Genomic DNA, 15,381 nt, shown 5'->3' on the forward strand with positions numbered 1-15,381 from the left:
GATCGGTGACCCGGCTCGACCGCCGCTCTCGCAACGATCAACTCGTCATGATCGGTCCGAGATTCGCCGCAGCGCCCACCCGAGGGCGCCCAGCCACACCTGATCACGAAGAGGCCGCCTCCGGTGGCCCCGCGCGCCCACCGGGCCGCTCAGCACACTCCTCGGCCTCTCCCGGGTAGCGTCGTGCGGGTGATCGAGCTGTCGTGGCGGGCGGGGTTGGACGAGGCGCAGGCCGCGGAGGTCGAGGCGCTGGCTGCGGCGGCCGCGGACGTCGACGGCACGGCGCCCCTGGGTGAGCACGTGCTGATGCACCTCACCGACGCCGATGCGGCGCACCTGCTCGCCCTCGACGGCGGTGCGTTGCGCGGGGTGGCCCAGCTCGACTCCGACGGTGTCGCCGAGCTCGTGGTGCACCCCGACCACCGCCGGGCCGGCGTCGGGAGGCGGATCGTCGAGGAGGTGCTGGCCCGTGCGGGAGGCGAGCTCCGCGTCTGGGCCCACGGCCAGCACCCGGGTGCGGTGGCCCTCGCCGCCCGCCTCGGCTTCACCCCGGTGCGGGAGCTCTGGCAGATGCGGCGCAGCCTGCTCGCCCCGATCGCGGAGCCGGAACTGCCTGCGGGCGTGCGGGTGCGGGCCTTCGTGCCGGGACAGGACGACGACGAGTTCCTGCGCGTCAACAACGCGGCGTTCGACTGGCACCCGGAGCAAGGGGGCTGGGACCGCGCCCAGCTGCGGTTGCGGGAGGCCGAGCCGTGGTTCGACCCGGCCGGGTTCCTGCTGGCGGTGGACGAGTCGGGACGGTTGCTCGGGTTCCACTGGACCAAGGTGCACGCCGGCCCCGACCCGATCGGCGAGGTGTACGTGCTGGGTGTCGACCCGTCGGCGCGCGGCATGCGGCTGGGCGTCGCGCTCACCCTCGCCGGCCTGCGCCACCTGCGCCTCCGCGGGCAGTCCCGCGTCCTGCTCTACGTCGAGGCGGACAACGCGCCCGCGGTGCGGCTCTACGGCAGCCTGGGGTTCACCCGATGGCAGGCCGATGTTTCGTACCGCCGCTGAGATCTGTTCACCCGGCGGCAACCACGGCGACGATCGAGCTGATCACGTCGACGCAGGTCACGGCCAGATCACGATCTGCGCTCCGCGAGTGCATTGCCTCACTTGAGGGGCCTGTTCATCCTTCGTTCACCTGAACGGCGGGGTCCGTCCATCGGCCTTACCTACCGTTCCCGGCGTGCGGCCCCCGAGCCGCGTACCCGTTGCACGGGAATCCACGTACGGAGGAACACAGGTGAACACCCTGCGGCACGGCTCCCGTGCCCGACTCGCCGCGGTCGGCGTGGCCGCCAGCGGCGCCATCCTGCTCGCCGGCTGCGGCGCGGCCAACGAGGCCGCGGCGCCGCCCGCGGGCGGTGGTGGCAGCGCCCCTGCCGCGAGCGACGTCTCCGGCCAGATCTCCGGGGCGGGCGCGAGCTCGCAGCAGGCCGCCATGCAGGCCTGGATCGCGGCCTTCAACTCGGTGGCCCCGGACGCCACGGTGAACTACGACCCGAGCGGTTCCGGCGCCGGGCGCGACCAGTTCGTCGCCAGCGGCGTGCAGTTCGCCGGCAGCGACGCCGCCCTGGACGACGAGGAGCTCCCGCTGGCGCAGCAGCGGTGCGGCGGCCCCGACAACGTCGTCCAGATCCCGGTGTACATCTCGCCGATCGCGGTGGTCTACAACCTCGAGGGCGTCACCGACCTGAAGCTCAAGCCGGCCACGGTCGCGAAGATTTTCAACCGCCAGATCTCCACCTGGAACGACCCGGCGATCGCCGCCGACAACCCCGGGGTGCAGCTGCCGGCCACCGCGATCACGCCGGTGAACCGCTCGGACGAGTCGGGCACCACCGAGAACTTCACGGAGTACCTCGTTGCCGCGGCGGGCGCGGACTGGCCGCACGAGGCGAGCGGCGACTGGCCGGTCCAGGGCGGCGAGGCCGCCCAGGGCACCTCCGGTGTGGTGAACGCGGTCAAGGGTGGCCAGGGCACGATCGGCTACGCCGACGAGAGCCAGGCCGGTGACCTGGGCAAGGCGTCCGTCGGGGTCGGCAGCGAGTTCGTGCCGCCGACGCCGGAGGCGGCCGCGGCCGTCGTCGAGAGCTCGGAGCGGGTCGCCGGCAAGGGGCAGTACAACTTCGCCATCGACCTCGCGCGCGACACCACGGAGTCGGGCAACTACCCGATCGTGCTGGTCTCCTACCAGATCGCGTGCACGACCTACCAGGACCAGGCGCAGGCCGGGGCGGTGCACGCCTTCCTGAACTACGTGATCAGCGAGGAGGGCCAGCAGGCCGCGGCGGACGCGGCCGGCAGCGCGCCGATCACCGACGCGCAGCGCAGCCAGTACCAGCCCGCTGTGGACGCCATCTCCGCCGGGAGCTGAGTGCAACCACCATCACGTAGTCGGGGAGCCCGGGCAGTGGCCATCATGGAACCGCCCGGGCTCTCCGGCGCCGCCACCCGCGAGCCGATCACGGTGTCGTCGGAAGGGACGAAGTGACCACCGATACCAGCCCGGGGCCTGCCCCGGCGACAGAAGACGCGGCATCCGGTCCGGCGAAGCCCGTCGTGCAGCGCGGCGACCGGATCTTCTCGGGCTCGGCCACGGCGGCCGGCGTTCTCATCCTCGTCGTCCTCGCCGGAGTGGCGGCCTTCCTCATCGTCGAAGCGGTGCCGGCCATCGTCGCGCCCGCCGAGGAGATCCCCGGCGGCAACGGCCTCGTCGCCTACATCGGCCCGCTGGTGTTCGGCACGCTGGTGGCCGCGCTCATCGCCCTCGTGGTGGCCACCCCGCTCGCGGTGGCCGTCGCGCTGTTCATCACGCACTACGCGCCGCGCCGGATCGCGCAGGGCCTCGGGTACCTCGTCGACCTCCTGGCCGCGGTGCCCAGCATCGTGTACGGCCTCTGGGGGATCCTGGTGCTCGCCCCGGCCTCGGTCGGGCTCACCACATGGCTGAACGAGTACCTCTGGTTCATCCCGCTGTTCGCCGGCCCGGTGTCCAGCACCGGGCGCACGATGTTCGTCGCCGGTCTGGTGCTCGCGGTGATGATCCTTCCGATCATCACCGCGGTGTCGCGCGAGGTGTTCCTGCAGACGCCCAAGCTCCACGAGGAGGCCGCCCTCGCGCTGGGGGCCACCCGGTGGGAGATGATCCGGATGGCGGTGATCCCCTTCGGGCGTTCCGGGATCATCAGCGGCGCGATGCTCGGCCTCGGGCGCGCCCTCGGCGAGACGATGGCGGTCACCATCGTGCTGTCCGTGTCGGGCGGCATCACGTTCAACCTGATCGGAAACGGCAACCCGGCCACGATCGCCGCGAACATCGCGCTCGAGTTCCCGGAGGCCACGGGGCTGGAGAACAACACGCTCGTCGCGTCCGGCCTGGTGCTGTTCCTCGTCACGCTGGCGGTCAACTCGCTCGCCCGCTACATCGTCAACCGACGCCGCGAGTTCTCGGGAGCGAACTGATGTCCATCGACACCGATCGCAAGGGCTCCGACCTCGGCGTCGACCTCGCGCCCGGGCTCCGGGGGCTCGAGCGGCAGGGGCAGCTCCCGCGCTTTGCCACACCCGGTGCGCTCGCCGCGGCGGCCGTCGTCGTCGGCGGGCTCCTCGCGATCACCGGCTTCAGCATCGGCCTGTTCGTGGTGGGCACCGTGGTGGTGTTCGCCGTCGGCCTCTACCTGCTCTCCCGCGTCGTCGAGGGCAGGCGCAAGGCCACCGACCGGCTCGTCACGATCATCGTGACCTCGGCGTTCCTCGTCGCGCTCATCCCGCTGTTCAGCGTGGTGATCACCGTTGTCGGCTACGGCATCACCCGGTTCGACGCCCAGTTCTTCACCTGGTCGATGCGCGGGATCGTCGGCGAGGGCGGCGGCGCCTACCACGCGATCATGGGCACGCTGATCATCACGCTGCTCGCGGCCCTGATGTCGATCCCGGTCGGCGCCCTCACGGCCATCTACCTGGTGGAGTACGGGAAGGGCCGGCTCGCTCGCGCGATCACGTTCTTCGTCGACGTCATGACCGGCATCCCGTCGATCGTCGCCGGCCTCTTCGCCGTCGCGCTGTTCACGCTGCTGCTCGGTCCGGGTGCACGCCTCGGGTTCGCCGGCGCCGTCGCGCTGTCGGTGCTCATGATCCCGGTGGTCGTCCGGTCCACCGAGGAGATGCTCAAGATCGTGCCGAACGAGCTGCGCGAGGCGGCGTTCGCGCTGGGTGTGCCGAAGTGGCGCACGATCCTCAAGGTCGTCATCCCCACCTCGATCGCGGGTATCGCGTCCGGCATCACGATCGCGATCGCCCGGGTGATCGGCGAGACGGCGCCGCTGCTCGTGACGGTCGGGATCACCACCGGGTTGAACCTCAACCCGTTCGACGGCCGGATGTCCACGCTGCCGGTGTTCGCCTACTACTCGTACACGCAGCCCGGGGTCCCGCCGGAGCCGTCCGTGGACCGCGCGTGGACGGCGGCGCTCGTGCTGATCATCCTCGTCATGCTGCTGAACCTGGTGGCGCGCGCGATCGCCCGCCTGTTCGCCCCGAAGACCCGGTAAAGGACCAGACATCATGGGCAAGGCGATCGAAGCCAAGGACCTGAACATCTACTACGGCTCGTTCCGCGCGGTCGAGGGCGTCAACATGCTGATCCGGCCGAAGACGGTCACGGCGCTGATCGGGCCGTCGGGCTGCGGGAAGTCGACCTACCTGCGGGCGATCAACCGCATGCACGAGGTCATCCCGAACGCGCGGGTCGAGGGCAAGCTCGAGCTCGACGGCCAGGACCTGTACGCGCCCGGCATCGACCCGGTGGGCGTCCGCCGCCAGATCGGGATGGTCTTCCAGCGGCCCAACCCGTTCCCCACGATGTCGATCTACGACAACGTGATCGCGGGGATGCGGCTCAACAGCAAGAAGCTGAAGAAGGACGCCACCGACGAGCTCGTCGAGAGGTCGCTGCGCGGCGCGAACCTCTGGAACGAGGTCAAGGACCGGCTCGAGAAGCCCGGATCGGGCCTCTCCGGCGGGCAGCAGCAGCGCCTGTGCATCGCGCGGGCCATCGCCGTCCAGCCGGACGTGCTGCTGATGGACGAGCCCTGCTCGGCCCTCGACCCCATCTCCACGCTCGCGATCGAGGACCTGATCAACGAGCTCAAGATGGAGTACACGATCGTCATCGTCACGCACAACATGCAGCAGGCCGCGCGCGTGAGCGACTACACCGGCTTCTTCAACATCGAGGGGACCGGCAAGCCCGGCAAGCTCGTGGAGATGGACGAGACGAAGACGATCTTCTCCCAGCCCACGGAGAAGGCCACCGAGGACTACGTCTCCGGCCGGTTCGGCTGATCACAATCCAGGAAGCCGGCGCCCTCAGATCGGGAGGGTGTCGGGCTCCTGGCCGGTCACGGCGTAGACGGTCTCCCGCGCCACCACCACCGCGTGGTCGGCGAAGCGCTCGTAGTAGCGCGCCAGCAGCGTGACGTCGACGGCCGCGCGGACCCCGTGCGGCCAGCGCTCGTCCATCAGCACCTCCATCATCTCGCGGTGCAGCACGTCCATGGCGTCGTCGTCGGTGTCCAACTCGGCGGCCAGGATCACGTTGCGGGTGCGCGCGACCTCGGCCGCCTTGAGCGCGAGCTGCACAGCCACCTTGCCCATCTCGGCGAACGCCGGTCGCACCTCGGGGGGCAGGGCCGGCTCCGGGTGCCGCATCCGCACGACCTCGGCGACGTGCAGGGCGAGGTCACCCATCCGCTCGACGTCGCCCGCCGTGCGGATCGCGGACACGACCGCCCGCAGGTCGCCCGCGACGGGGCCGTGGAACAGCAGCGCGTCGCCCGCGAGCTCCTCCACCTGCGCGCGGAGCACGTCGATCACCTCGTCGCCGGCGACGACCTGGACGGCCAGCCGCTCCCGTGACTCGATCAGGGCGGCGGTGGCGCGGTTGAGCGCGCCGGCGGCGGCCGTGCACATCCGGCCGAGCAGCTCGGACAGCTCGGTCAGCTGTTGGGGCAACGGGGCGGGAGGCACGGGGAGAGCCTATGAGCAGCTGGTCAGGCAACAGCAGCGGCTGGATGAACGACCGATGAACCACTCAGACGGTGAGCGGTCCCGGCATCTGGCCGGTGACGACGTAGACGATCCGCCGCGCGACGGCCACGGCGTGGTCGGCGTACCGCTCGTAGAATCGGGCCAGCAGCGTGATGTCGACGGCCGGGCCGACGCCGTGGCTCCAGTTGCGGTCCATCAGCACCGTGAACATGTGCCGGTGCAGGTCGTCCATGGCGTCGTCGTCGGTCTCCAGCTCCGCGGCCCGGGCGAGGTCGCGGGTGCGGATGACGTCGCCCGCCTTCTTCGCCAGCTCCACGCCGACCTGGCCCATCTCGGCGAAGTACGGCGCAACCTCCGCGGGCAGCACCGGGTGCGGGTGGCGGCGACGGGCCGCCTGCGCGACGTGGAGCGCGAGGTCGCCCATGCGCTCGATGTCACCCGCGCCGTGGATGGCCGAGACCACGATCCGCAGGTCGGTGGCCACCGGCGCCTGCAGGGCGAGCAGCGCGAACGCCTTCTCCTCGGCGGAGGCGCGGATCTCGTCGATGCGGATGTCCTCGGAGATCACCTCCTCAGCCAGCTGCAGATCGACCTCCAGCAGCGCCTGCGTGGCCTTGCTCATCGCCTCGGCCACCTGGGTGCACATGCTCGCCAGGGCATTCGCCAGATCGTCGAGCTGCTCCTGGTAGACGTCACGCATCCCCCAAGGGTAGTGCCGAATCGGACGAACGACCGCGCGGGCGGGTGAACCCGCGGTGAACGTCGGGCCAGGAGTGTGCTGAAGGACCCGGCCGTAGCGAGCGGCGGCCCGCGACCCGCAGAAGGTCGGACGGTGGCTGCGGCGGCTCCTCGGGCTACGGGCCTTTGCTCGACCACGACCGCGGCGGCCACCACCGGGCTCGGGTCAGAGGGCTGAGGTGGGCCGGTAGGCGTGGACGACGGCGCCGGTGGCGAAGATCTTGGTGTCGAGGAGCTCGACGGTGCCGGTGCTGGCAGGGCGAAACAGGGGCTCGCCGCCTCCCTTGATGACGGGGCAGGTGCAGATCCGGTACTCGTCGAGCAGGCCGGCCGCGGCGAGGGCGTCGGTCAGCCGGCCGGTGCCCCAGATGACGATGTCGCCGCCGTCGGCCTGCTTCAGTCGGCTGACCTCGTCGAGCAGGTCGGGGCCGGCGACGACCACGGTCGGATCCCAGGCCGTGGTATCGACCGGCCGGGAGGCGACGACGTACTTGGTGATCGAGTTGACGTGGTCGGCGAAGGGGTTACCGCCCCTGGTGGGCCAGGCTTGGGCCATGCCTTCGTAGGTGATGCGGCCGAGCAGCAGTGCGTCGGCAGCAAGCGTCATCGTGAGTCCGTAGTCCTGGAACTCCTCGTCGGAGTACTGGAACGACCACTCGTGCGGGTCGTCGATATAGCCGTCGAGGGTGGCGTGGGTGAAGGTGATGATCTTGCGCACGGCGGGGCTTCTCCCGGTCGGTGGCGGCGGGTCGGAAAGGGGTGCTCCAGGCGGGCCGGCCGCGCTGTGCCACGTCGTCATCAGCGGATGTCGTTGGACCTCCTGGGTGGCGAGGAGCCTGACAGGCCGAGCCACGGTCCAACAAGATTGATTCGCGCCATCAGCGTCAGATTCTTGCCTGGCTCGAACGTCCACGATGTGCTCCGCGCACGCGGGGTGGTGTATGCCGGGGCGCGCTCGTAGGTCACGTGCAGGTGACGGCCGGCGCGGTGGGCGCCTCGTCGGTGGGGGCGGCCAGCGCGATCGGTTCCGACGGGGCCCGGACCACGTCGTCGAACGACTGGCCGAGCACCAGTTGCAGCACGTTGGAGCTCCCGGGGTCGGGCACCTCGGTGGCCGACGGCACGGTGGCCCGCAGCACCTCGGCGGCCGCCGCCTGGTCCGGGGAGAACCGGATCACGGTCTCGGACGTGGGCTGGTCGGCGCTGCCGGGCTCGCCCACGTCGAAGCCGAGCGAGCTCAACGTCTCGCTCACCTCGCCGGCGAGCCCGGAGCGCGAGGAGGCGTTGACGACCTCCACCGTGACCTCGCTCGGGGTGGGGCCCGCGGTTCCGGCGCCGGGGTCCGTGGCGTCGGCGGGCAGCGGCTGGTCGCCGCGCACGGCCGAGAACAGGGCGGCCGCGTCGGTGTCGCGCAGGACCGCGTTGCCGCGGCTGTTGCGCTCAGCGGTCGGCACCGCCGCGTACCGCACGCCGTCGGAGTCGAGGCGCCGCAGCGTCATCGAGAGCGCGAGCACCTGGTCGATACCGGCCCCGTCGGCCAGCACGGCGTCGGAGAGCGTCGGGCGCAGCGCCATGAGCCGCCCGACGTCGAGCAGCGCGGTGCCCGACACTGCCGAGTCGAGCACCGCGGCGAGCACCTTCTGCTGCCGCTCGATGCGCCCGTACTCCGGGGAAGGCTCGCCCTCCACGTCGCCGGCCTGCACGAAGTCGGCGACGCGCACGCCCTCCAGCCGGTTCGGACCCGGATCCGGCACGACGGGACCGAGCACCCCGTCGAGCACCGGGCGCGGCACGCAGATCTCGGCCCCGCCCACCGCGTCGGTCATCGCCGGCACGGCGGCGAGGTTCATGCCGACGTACTTGGTGATGGCGAGGCCGCTGAGCTGCTGCACCACGCGCGTGATGCAGCGCGGTCCGCCGAGATCGAGGGCGCTGGCGAGCTGGGTGCGGGCCTCCGCCTGCACCGGTTCGGTCCGGTACGTCGCAGTGCCGGCGTCCCACGTCTCGCAGGGCGGCCGGTTGATCTCCAGGTCGAGGGGGAACGCGAGCACGGTGACCGGGCCGCCGCTGTCCGGGACGTGCGCGACGGCGACCGTGTCGGCCCGCGGCTCGGTCGGGTCGGAGGCCGGTGCGGTGGCCACGACCAGCACGTTCTCGTCCCCGGCCTGGGCGGCGGCGTCGACGACGGCGCTCGAGCTCGGATCCAGCGCGTCGGCGTCGCGGACGGCGGAACCCAGCCAGGTCTTCGTGCCCCAGCCGAATGCGGTGGCGGCGAGCACCACGAGCGCCAGCGCCCCGGCGAGCAGGCGCCCGGCGGTGGCGGCCGCCCCACGCCGGGGTGGCGGCGCGAGGGGCTCCTCGGCGGGACGATCGGTCACGGCGAGGGTCACCCCGGCGTGGGCGGCGGTCATCCGCGTGAGCGTCTCGTCGATGCGCATCGCGCGCGTACGCGCATCGAGTTCTCGGTCGGACCGGCCGTCCCCGTCGCCGTCCGCAGGGGCCTTGCGGGCCGCGACCGTCGCCTCCGCGTTCGTCGCGCCGCCGCGGCGGCTCCGTGCGGCGGGCAGGGCGGTGGTGGCCGCGGGCTCGGGTGCATCGGTGCGGGTCTTGCGACCGTTGGCCGGCAGCGCCGTGGTCGCGGGCTCGGCCGGGCGCGCGCGGGAACCCCGGGCCGGGGCGCGGTCCGGCGGTTCGGCGGGGGGCCGGCGGGTGGCGCCGGGTTCGCTCGGGCGGCGGCGGGGTGCCGTGGGGATGGCGGTGGTGGCCGCGGGCGCGTCCGTCGTGGAGTCGGGGCGGCGTGGCCGGGACCTGCCGCCGGTCGGGATGGCCGTCGTCGCGGGCGAACCGGCGTCGGGATCCGCGGTGCGCCGTCGACCGGCGGCCGTGGCGGGCAGGGCGGTGGTCGCGGACTGCTCGACGGAACGGCGCCGTTCGCCGTTCGGTGCGTCGACGGGGTCGCGGCGGGCGGCCCGCGCGGGAGGGCCGACGCCGGGTGGGCGGGCCCGTTCCCTCGGTGCGCGGCGGGCCACCGGCGGATCGTCCGCGTCGTCGGCGCGTCGCCGGCGGGGTGGTGCGCCGGGATCGTCGCGGAGTCCGGGATCGAGGTGCCGCCGACCGCGCGGGGGCTCGGGACTGCGCGGCCCTGCGAACTCGTCCGGGGGACCCGCTGCCCGGCGCCTGCGCGGCGCGGCGGGCTCGTCGAAGTCGTCGGCGAGCCGCCTGCGGCCGCCTGCGGCGGGGAGGTCGGGATCGGGGGCGCTGCCGTTCCGGCGCCCCCCGGGTGCGTCGAACGGTTCGGGAGCGTGCCTGCGACCCCCACCACGAGCCGGTGGGGCCACTGGGGCGTCGGCCCGGTACCGGTGACCGTCCTCCCGCGGGGCTCCGTGCCTGCCCGGCGGAACGTCGACGGCATGCCGCCCGCTGTCGCCGACGGGGGAGGAGTCCCGTTCGGCTGCCCGCCGCCGGGCGGCGCGGCTTCCGGGGGGCGGTGCGTCGAGGTCGGAGCCGAGCAGACCGTGCCGGGCGAGGACGTCCTGCGGATCCTCCTGGGCGCCCCTGCGCCCGCCGGTGGGGCGCCGAGCACGGTACGGACCGTCCTCCACGCCCACCTCCTCGGCACCAACAGAAGGCGGGCGGGCACGGGCAACAACTCGCCCGAGCCCGCCCCTCAACGTCTCGATTCGAGCTTACGGAGCGGGGGTGCCCTGACCGCAGTGGGGTGCGACGACCGGTGCCTACGGTATCGACCGGCGGCCACCGGCCGCCCCGGCGAGCCGCGCGTGCCCGGTGTGGGCGTCGTGGAAGGCGACGGCGTTGCGCCCGGAGTGCTTCGCCGCGTACAGGAGCCGGTCCGCCGCGTCGACCAGACCGTCGTGGCCGGTCACCGGCCCGAACCCGTGTGCGGCACCGATGCTGACGGTCACGCGGAGCCCGGGCGCCAGCTCCGGCCACAGGTGGCCGTCGACCCGTTCCCGGACGGTCTCGCACACCCGTACCGCCTCGTGGCGGTCGTAGCCGGGCATGACGATCGCGAACTCCTCGCCCCCGTACCGGGCGCAGAACGCGTTCTCGGGCAGGCTCGAGTCGATCACGGCGACGAGCCGTTGCAGCACGCGGTCCCCGAAGGGATGGCCGTAGGTGTCGTTGATCTGCTTGAAGTGGTCGACGTCCAGCAGCGCGACCGCGATCCCGGCCGCTCCGACGCCGCCCGGCTCGCCCACCAGCGCAACGAGCCGCTCGTCGAGGTAGCGGCGGTTGTAGGTGGCGGTGAGGCTGTCGCGGCGGCACTGTTCCCTGGCCTCGGCGTGCTCGCGGCGCAACCGGTCGAGCTCCTCGACCCCGGACCGACCGTTCAGCAGCCGCACGGCCGTGCGGAGGTGCTGGTAGGCCTGCTCCCAGCGGCCGTCAGCGGCGAGGTCCTCCGCCGCCGCCGTGTGCCACGCCGCGCCTGCCGCTCCGGGCGTGGACGGAACGTGCTCCCGCCTGGGGGCGTCCAGCATCGTCATGCCAGTTGTGTCGACGCCCGAGCGCCCTTCCTTGAGGCCGCGACCCCGTCGGATCGGTCAGCCGCCCGAATGCTCCAGCTCCGCGCCCAGGGGGACGGTGGGGTCGTCCGGGTCGTCCAGCCAGTGCTCCGGCAGCACCACGCGGCCCGGCGAGCCCTGCCGGCCGCGCGGGCCGTCGGCGTCGGCGGGGAAGTGGATGTCGGGGTCGAGCGTGGCGAGCAGGTCGTCCAGCTCGCCGATGCTGCTCACCATGCCGAGGCTGCGCCGCAGCTCGGGGCCGACCGGGAAGCCCTTGAGGTACCACGCGATGTGCTTGCGCATGTCGCGGATGCCCTTGTGGTCCCCCATGTGCTCGATGAGGAGCACGGCGTGCCGGCGCATGGTGGCGGCCACCCGGCCCAGGCTGGGCGGCTCCGGGAGCGGGCGCCCGGCGAACGCGGCCTCGAGGTCGCCGAAGAGCCACGGCCTGCCGAGGCATCCCCGGCCGATGACGACGCCGTCGCAGCCGGTGCGCGCGACCATCTCGAGCGCGTCCGCGGCGCTGAAGATGTCGCCGTTGCCCAGCACCGGCAGCTCCGCGGGCATGGCGTCGCGGAGCCGGGAGATCGCCGACCAGTCGGCGGTGCCCGAGTAGCGCTGCGCCGCGGTGCGCGCGTGGAGGGCGACCGCGGCCACTCCGGCGTCCGCTGCGCGGCGCGCGGCGTCGAGGTAGGTGTGGCGTTCGTCGTCGATGCCGACGCGCATCTTCACGGTGACCGGCAGCGGTCCGGCGTTCTCGACCGCGGCCCGCACGATCCGCTCGAACAGCCTGCGCTTGTACGGCAGCGCCGCCCCGCCGCCCCGGCGCGTGACCTTGGGGACGGGGCAGCCGAAGTTCATGTCGATGTGGTCGGCGAGATCCCGTTCGACGATCATGCGGACGGCCAGCCCCATCGCGGCGGGGTCGACCCCGTAGAGCTGCATCGACCGCGGGTGCTCGTCCGCGTCGAAGGCGATCATCCGGAACGTCAGGGGGTTCTTCTCGACGATCCCGCGCGAGGTGATCATCTCGCACACGTAGAAGCCCGCCCCCTGCTCGCGGCACAGACGCCGGAAGCCCGGGTTGGTGATGCCGGCCATGGGAGCGAGCACCACCGGCGTCTCGGACACGAACGATCCGATACGCAGCGGACGGACGACGGTCGGGGCACTCACAAGGCCCCATTGTCCCCGACGTCAGAAGTCGGCGGAAATGCAGGCGACGCGAGCGCCCGCCGCGCCGGCGTCGCCGGGCTCGGAGGAGGTCTGGTCGGAGTGCAGCACCACGGACTTGGGGCGCCGGTCGTTCGGGAACGTCCACGCGACCGTCGACTCGGCGCTGCCCGCGCCGGTGTCGTCGGTGGTGAGGTCGAGCCAGATCTCGTTCTGGGGGTTCGCGAAGGTGGGGTCGACGCTGGGCTGGACCGGGTCGGCGGAGTACTGGAAGTGCGCGCCCGCGTCGTCGGGTGCCGCGCCGCACGGCTGCATGGACACCTGGGCGCCGTACACGCGGTTCCGCTCGACCCCACGCACGGCCAGCATCACCGTGGTCGTGCCCTCCCCGGACCGCGACTGCACCGCACCGCGGGCGCCCGCCGGCACCAGCCCCTCGTCGTAGGTGACGGCCGGGCCCATACCGCTCTGGAACGTCTCACTCACCTGGATGGTGTGTGACGGTGTGGTCGAGGCCGCCGTTTGGACAACTGTCTCCGGGGTCGCACAACCGGCCGCGAGCAGGGCGCCGAGCACGCCGGGGAGCAGGTGACGGGGTCGCATATCCCCAGGATGGGTGGTTGCGAAGCGTTGCTGAAACTGACCCTGCGTTACTCCGGCCGAGGTATCCGCAGGTCGGTGGATGGTTGCCGTCCGTGCCCGCCGTTGGGCCAATGGCGGCATGATCGGCGCGAGCAGCCCGCCGCCGGTGCCAGGGCGACGTGTGAAGGCCGCTCGGGCGGCATCGGCCACGCGCAAGCGCGGCGAGCAGCACGTCGATGCTGCCGGCGCCGCGCCGGTGTGCGGGTCGTGGTGATCGCCGGGGTGGCGGCCACGTGCGGCTACGCTGGGGTGCCACGGGCCTCTAGCTCAATCGGCAGAGCAGCGGACTTTTAATCCGCGGGTTCAGGGTTCGATCCCCTGGGGGCCCACAGGCTGCGAGCAGGCGATATGCCTGGTCGATGGCAAGCTTGCCACGCAGGCCCCTGTGCAGCCGCCCCGATGGGCCGCGCGGATGCGCTGGACGCCGACCTACTGGGAGAACTGCACCGCAGGACTGCGCAAGACGATCTCGGTCCCGTCGTCGCGGCAACGGAGATCAACCCGGCGCATGAATGCCTGCATCATGGCGATCCCCCGACCACGGAATCCCGGGTCAGCAGGAACCGGCCGCCAACGCCCCCAGTCCCGAACCGTGATCTCCACATGCCGATGGCCGCGCAGACCCGCGGCCAGCTCTCGCGCAACGATCCAGATGGGCCCCGCCCGCTGGCCCAGGTAGGCGTGGTCGACGACGTTGGCCGTGGCCTCATCGACCGCCACGATGATGTCGTCTCGGTGGTCGCGCGGCCAGCCCAGCCCATCGAGCCAACGCCGGAACCGGCGTCGCACCCGCGATGGCGTTGCGGTGTCGGCCACGAGCATGATCTGCAGCACCGGCGCCTCGTCACCGGCGCCGGGCGAAGGTCTGTGCGGAACTGGCCGTTCCTCGCTCTGCCGGATCATGTGTTCGACGTTCCCGGTTCCCACGCGGCTTACGCCAACCTCACGGCGCGGGATCCCGACCGCGAGCTCCTGCGAGCGCGCCGAGCCGTTCCTCGACCTCGTCGTCCACTGAGCGCCGACGAACGACCGCTCGACCCGGCTGCCACACCGTTCGACCGGGCGGCTAGCCCAGCGGCGCATACGTGGTCACCTGGTGGGGGACGGATCGGCATGACCGTCGATCATGAGTTGGAGCAGCAGCCTGATGCGGTTACGCCTGACACGACCGGACCCGGCATGGCCGTGCCAGGGGATGTGCTGCACGGCCGGTATGCGCTGGGGCCGGTGATCGGGGTCGGCTCGTCGGCGGTGGTCCGCCGGGCCAGCGACCTGCGGTCGCGAGCGGTGGTCGCGGTCAAGCAGTTTCGACCCGGGGCGTCAGCGCAGGATGTGCGCCGGCAGTCCCAGGAGTTGTCGTTGCTCGCCCGGTTGCGTCATCCAGGACTGGTGCGGTTGCGGGACGCGGGCGTCGAGCAAGGGGTGTCGTGGGTGGTGACCGATCTGGCGGAGGGACCGAGTCTGGCGGAGCGGATCCACGCCGGCCCTGTGCTGCCGCCTCGGATGGTGTGTCGGATCGGCGCGGAGCTGGCCGACGCACTCGCGTACGTGCACACCAGCGGGGTGGTGCACCGCGACGTCAAGCCGGCGAACGTTCTGCTCGACCAGGGGCGGGCGCGGCTGGCGGACTTCGGGATCGCGGTCTCGGTCGACCGCACCGCCACGACGGCGAACGGCGCCATGGTCGGAACGGCCGCCTACCTGTCCCCCGAGCAGGTTCGCGGGGAACGTGTCGGCCCCGCCGCCGATGTCTACGCCTTGGGTCTCGTGCTGCTGGAGTCATTGACCGGGCGCCGGGAGTATCCGGGCCCGCTGGTCGAGTCGGCATTGGCGCGGCTACAGCGGCCACCGGTGGTTCCCGAGGCGGTGCCGGCCAATCCCGGCCGGCTCATCCGGGCCATGACCGCTGACGATCCCGAGCAGCGTCCGGCCGCCGCCGAGGTTGCCAGGAAGCTGACGGCGCCACCGGCGGTCACACCGGCGGGCCGCCACCGCCGGCACCGGTATCTGCAGCGGCGGCAAGGTCTGATCGTCGACCAGCTCCGCGGACTCACCTTCGGTACCGCCGGTCGCAGTGCCACCAGCCGTGGGTTGTGAACCACGTCCGCGAGCGAACAGCGCCGACAGCACGGCCCGCGAATTGTCCGACCGGGAAATGCAAAGCAGAAGCCCGCTGAACGACACCATGCGTGAGGGCGGTGAGCCGGTC

14 protein-coding genes and 1 tRNA gene are annotated in these 15,381 nt (G+C 72.4%); 7 read left to right on the top strand and 8 right to left on the bottom strand.

Going from position 1 to position 15,381, the window contains the following annotated elements:
* Nucleotides 1–189: 189 nt before the first annotated feature.
* The 5 genes from mshD to pstB all read left to right on the top strand — a co-directional run bounded on the left by mshD (nt 190) and on the right by pstB (nt 5,391).
* Complete coding sequence (gene mshD / locus ACU436_RS21035) at nt 190–1,056, top strand: mycothiol synthase (RefSeq protein ID WP_459027766.1); 867 nt, start codon at nt 190–192, stop codon at nt 1,054–1,056.
* A 241-nt stretch (nt 1,057–1,297) separates the two neighbouring features.
* Nucleotides 1,298–2,422: a phosphate ABC transporter substrate-binding protein PstS gene (pstS, locus tag ACU436_RS21040; RefSeq protein ID WP_459028181.1), complete on the top strand. Its 1,125-nt coding sequence runs from the start codon at nt 1,298–1,300 to the stop codon at nt 2,420–2,422.
* A 185-nt stretch (nt 2,423–2,607) separates the two neighbouring features.
* Nucleotides 2,608–3,510 (top strand): phosphate ABC transporter permease subunit PstC, encoded by a 903-nt coding sequence (pstC, locus tag ACU436_RS21045; RefSeq protein ID WP_459027768.1) that lies wholly within the window; start codon nt 2,608–2,610, stop codon nt 3,508–3,510.
* Nucleotides 3,510–4,598, top strand: a complete 1,089-nt coding sequence (gene pstA, locus ACU436_RS21050) for a phosphate ABC transporter permease PstA (RefSeq protein WP_459027770.1) — start codon at nt 3,510–3,512, stop codon at nt 4,596–4,598. Before pstC ends, pstA begins: the two co-directional genes overlap by 1 nt.
* A 13-nt stretch (nt 4,599–4,611) precedes the next feature.
* The gene (gene pstB / locus ACU436_RS21055; RefSeq protein ID WP_459027772.1) at nt 4,612–5,391 is read left to right on the top strand and encodes a phosphate ABC transporter ATP-binding protein PstB; all 780 of its coding nucleotides are present in this window, start codon (nt 4,612–4,614) and stop codon (nt 5,389–5,391) included.
* Between the two features lie 24 nt (nt 5,392–5,415).
* On the opposite strand, the gene phoU (ACU436_RS21060) is transcribed toward pstB, so the two are convergent.
* The 7 genes from phoU (ACU436_RS21060) to ACU436_RS21090 all read right to left on the bottom strand — a co-directional run bounded on the left by phoU (ACU436_RS21060) (nt 5,416) and on the right by ACU436_RS21090 (nt 13,016).
* A complete protein-coding gene (gene phoU, locus ACU436_RS21060; protein ID WP_459027774.1) occupies nt 5,416–6,075 on the bottom strand; it encodes a phosphate signaling complex protein PhoU in 660 nt (219 codons plus the stop codon).
* Between the two features lie 64 nt (nt 6,076–6,139).
* Entirely contained in the window at nt 6,140–6,796 is a 657-nt protein-coding gene (gene phoU, locus ACU436_RS21065; RefSeq protein WP_459027776.1) for a phosphate signaling complex protein PhoU, read from the bottom strand.
* Nucleotides 6,797–7,000: 204 nt separating this feature from the next.
* Nucleotides 7,001–7,552 carry a dihydrofolate reductase family protein gene (locus tag ACU436_RS21070; RefSeq protein WP_459027778.1) on the bottom strand — a complete coding sequence of 184 codons (552 nt, stop codon included), beginning with the start codon at nt 7,550–7,552 and terminating at the stop codon, nt 7,001–7,003.
* Nucleotides 7,553–7,796: 244 nt separating this feature from the next.
* Nucleotides 7,797–10,436 carry an LCP family glycopolymer transferase gene (locus ACU436_RS21075; protein ID WP_459027780.1) on the bottom strand — a complete coding sequence of 880 codons (2,640 nt, stop codon included), beginning with the start codon at nt 10,434–10,436 and terminating at the stop codon, nt 7,797–7,799.
* Between the two features lie 132 nt (nt 10,437–10,568).
* Nucleotides 10,569–11,339, bottom strand: coding sequence for a GGDEF domain-containing protein (locus tag ACU436_RS21080; RefSeq protein WP_459027781.1), 771 nt, complete (start codon nt 11,337–11,339; stop codon nt 10,569–10,571).
* Between the two features lie 57 nt (nt 11,340–11,396).
* Entirely contained in the window at nt 11,397–12,533 is a 1,137-nt protein-coding gene (gene dusB / locus ACU436_RS21085) for a tRNA dihydrouridine synthase DusB (protein WP_459027783.1), read from the bottom strand.
* Nucleotides 12,534–12,554: 21 nt separating this feature from the next.
* Nucleotides 12,555–13,016, bottom strand: a complete 462-nt coding sequence (locus ACU436_RS21090; RefSeq protein WP_459027785.1) for a superoxide dismutase — start codon at nt 13,014–13,016, stop codon at nt 12,555–12,557.
* Nucleotides 13,017–13,428: 412 nt separating this feature from the next.
* Between ACU436_RS21090 and ACU436_RS21095 the strand changes: the two genes are divergently transcribed.
* Nucleotides 13,429–13,501, top strand: a tRNA-Lys gene (locus tag ACU436_RS21095).
* Between the two features lie 100 nt (nt 13,502–13,601).
* Here the strand turns inward: ACU436_RS21095 and ACU436_RS21100 are convergent.
* Nucleotides 13,602–14,075: an ATP-binding protein gene (locus ACU436_RS21100; protein WP_459027787.1), complete on the bottom strand. Its 474-nt coding sequence runs from the start codon at nt 14,073–14,075 to the stop codon at nt 13,602–13,604.
* Nucleotides 14,076–14,285: 210 nt separating this feature from the next.
* On the opposite strand from ACU436_RS21100, the gene ACU436_RS21105 reads away from it, so the two are divergent.
* Nucleotides 14,286–15,269: a serine/threonine-protein kinase gene (locus ACU436_RS21105; RefSeq protein ID WP_459027789.1), complete on the top strand. Its 984-nt coding sequence runs from the start codon at nt 14,286–14,288 to the stop codon at nt 15,267–15,269.
* Nucleotides 15,270–15,381 lie beyond the last annotated feature (112 nt).

This window comes from Pseudonocardia wallangbongensis (assembly GCF_054486945.1).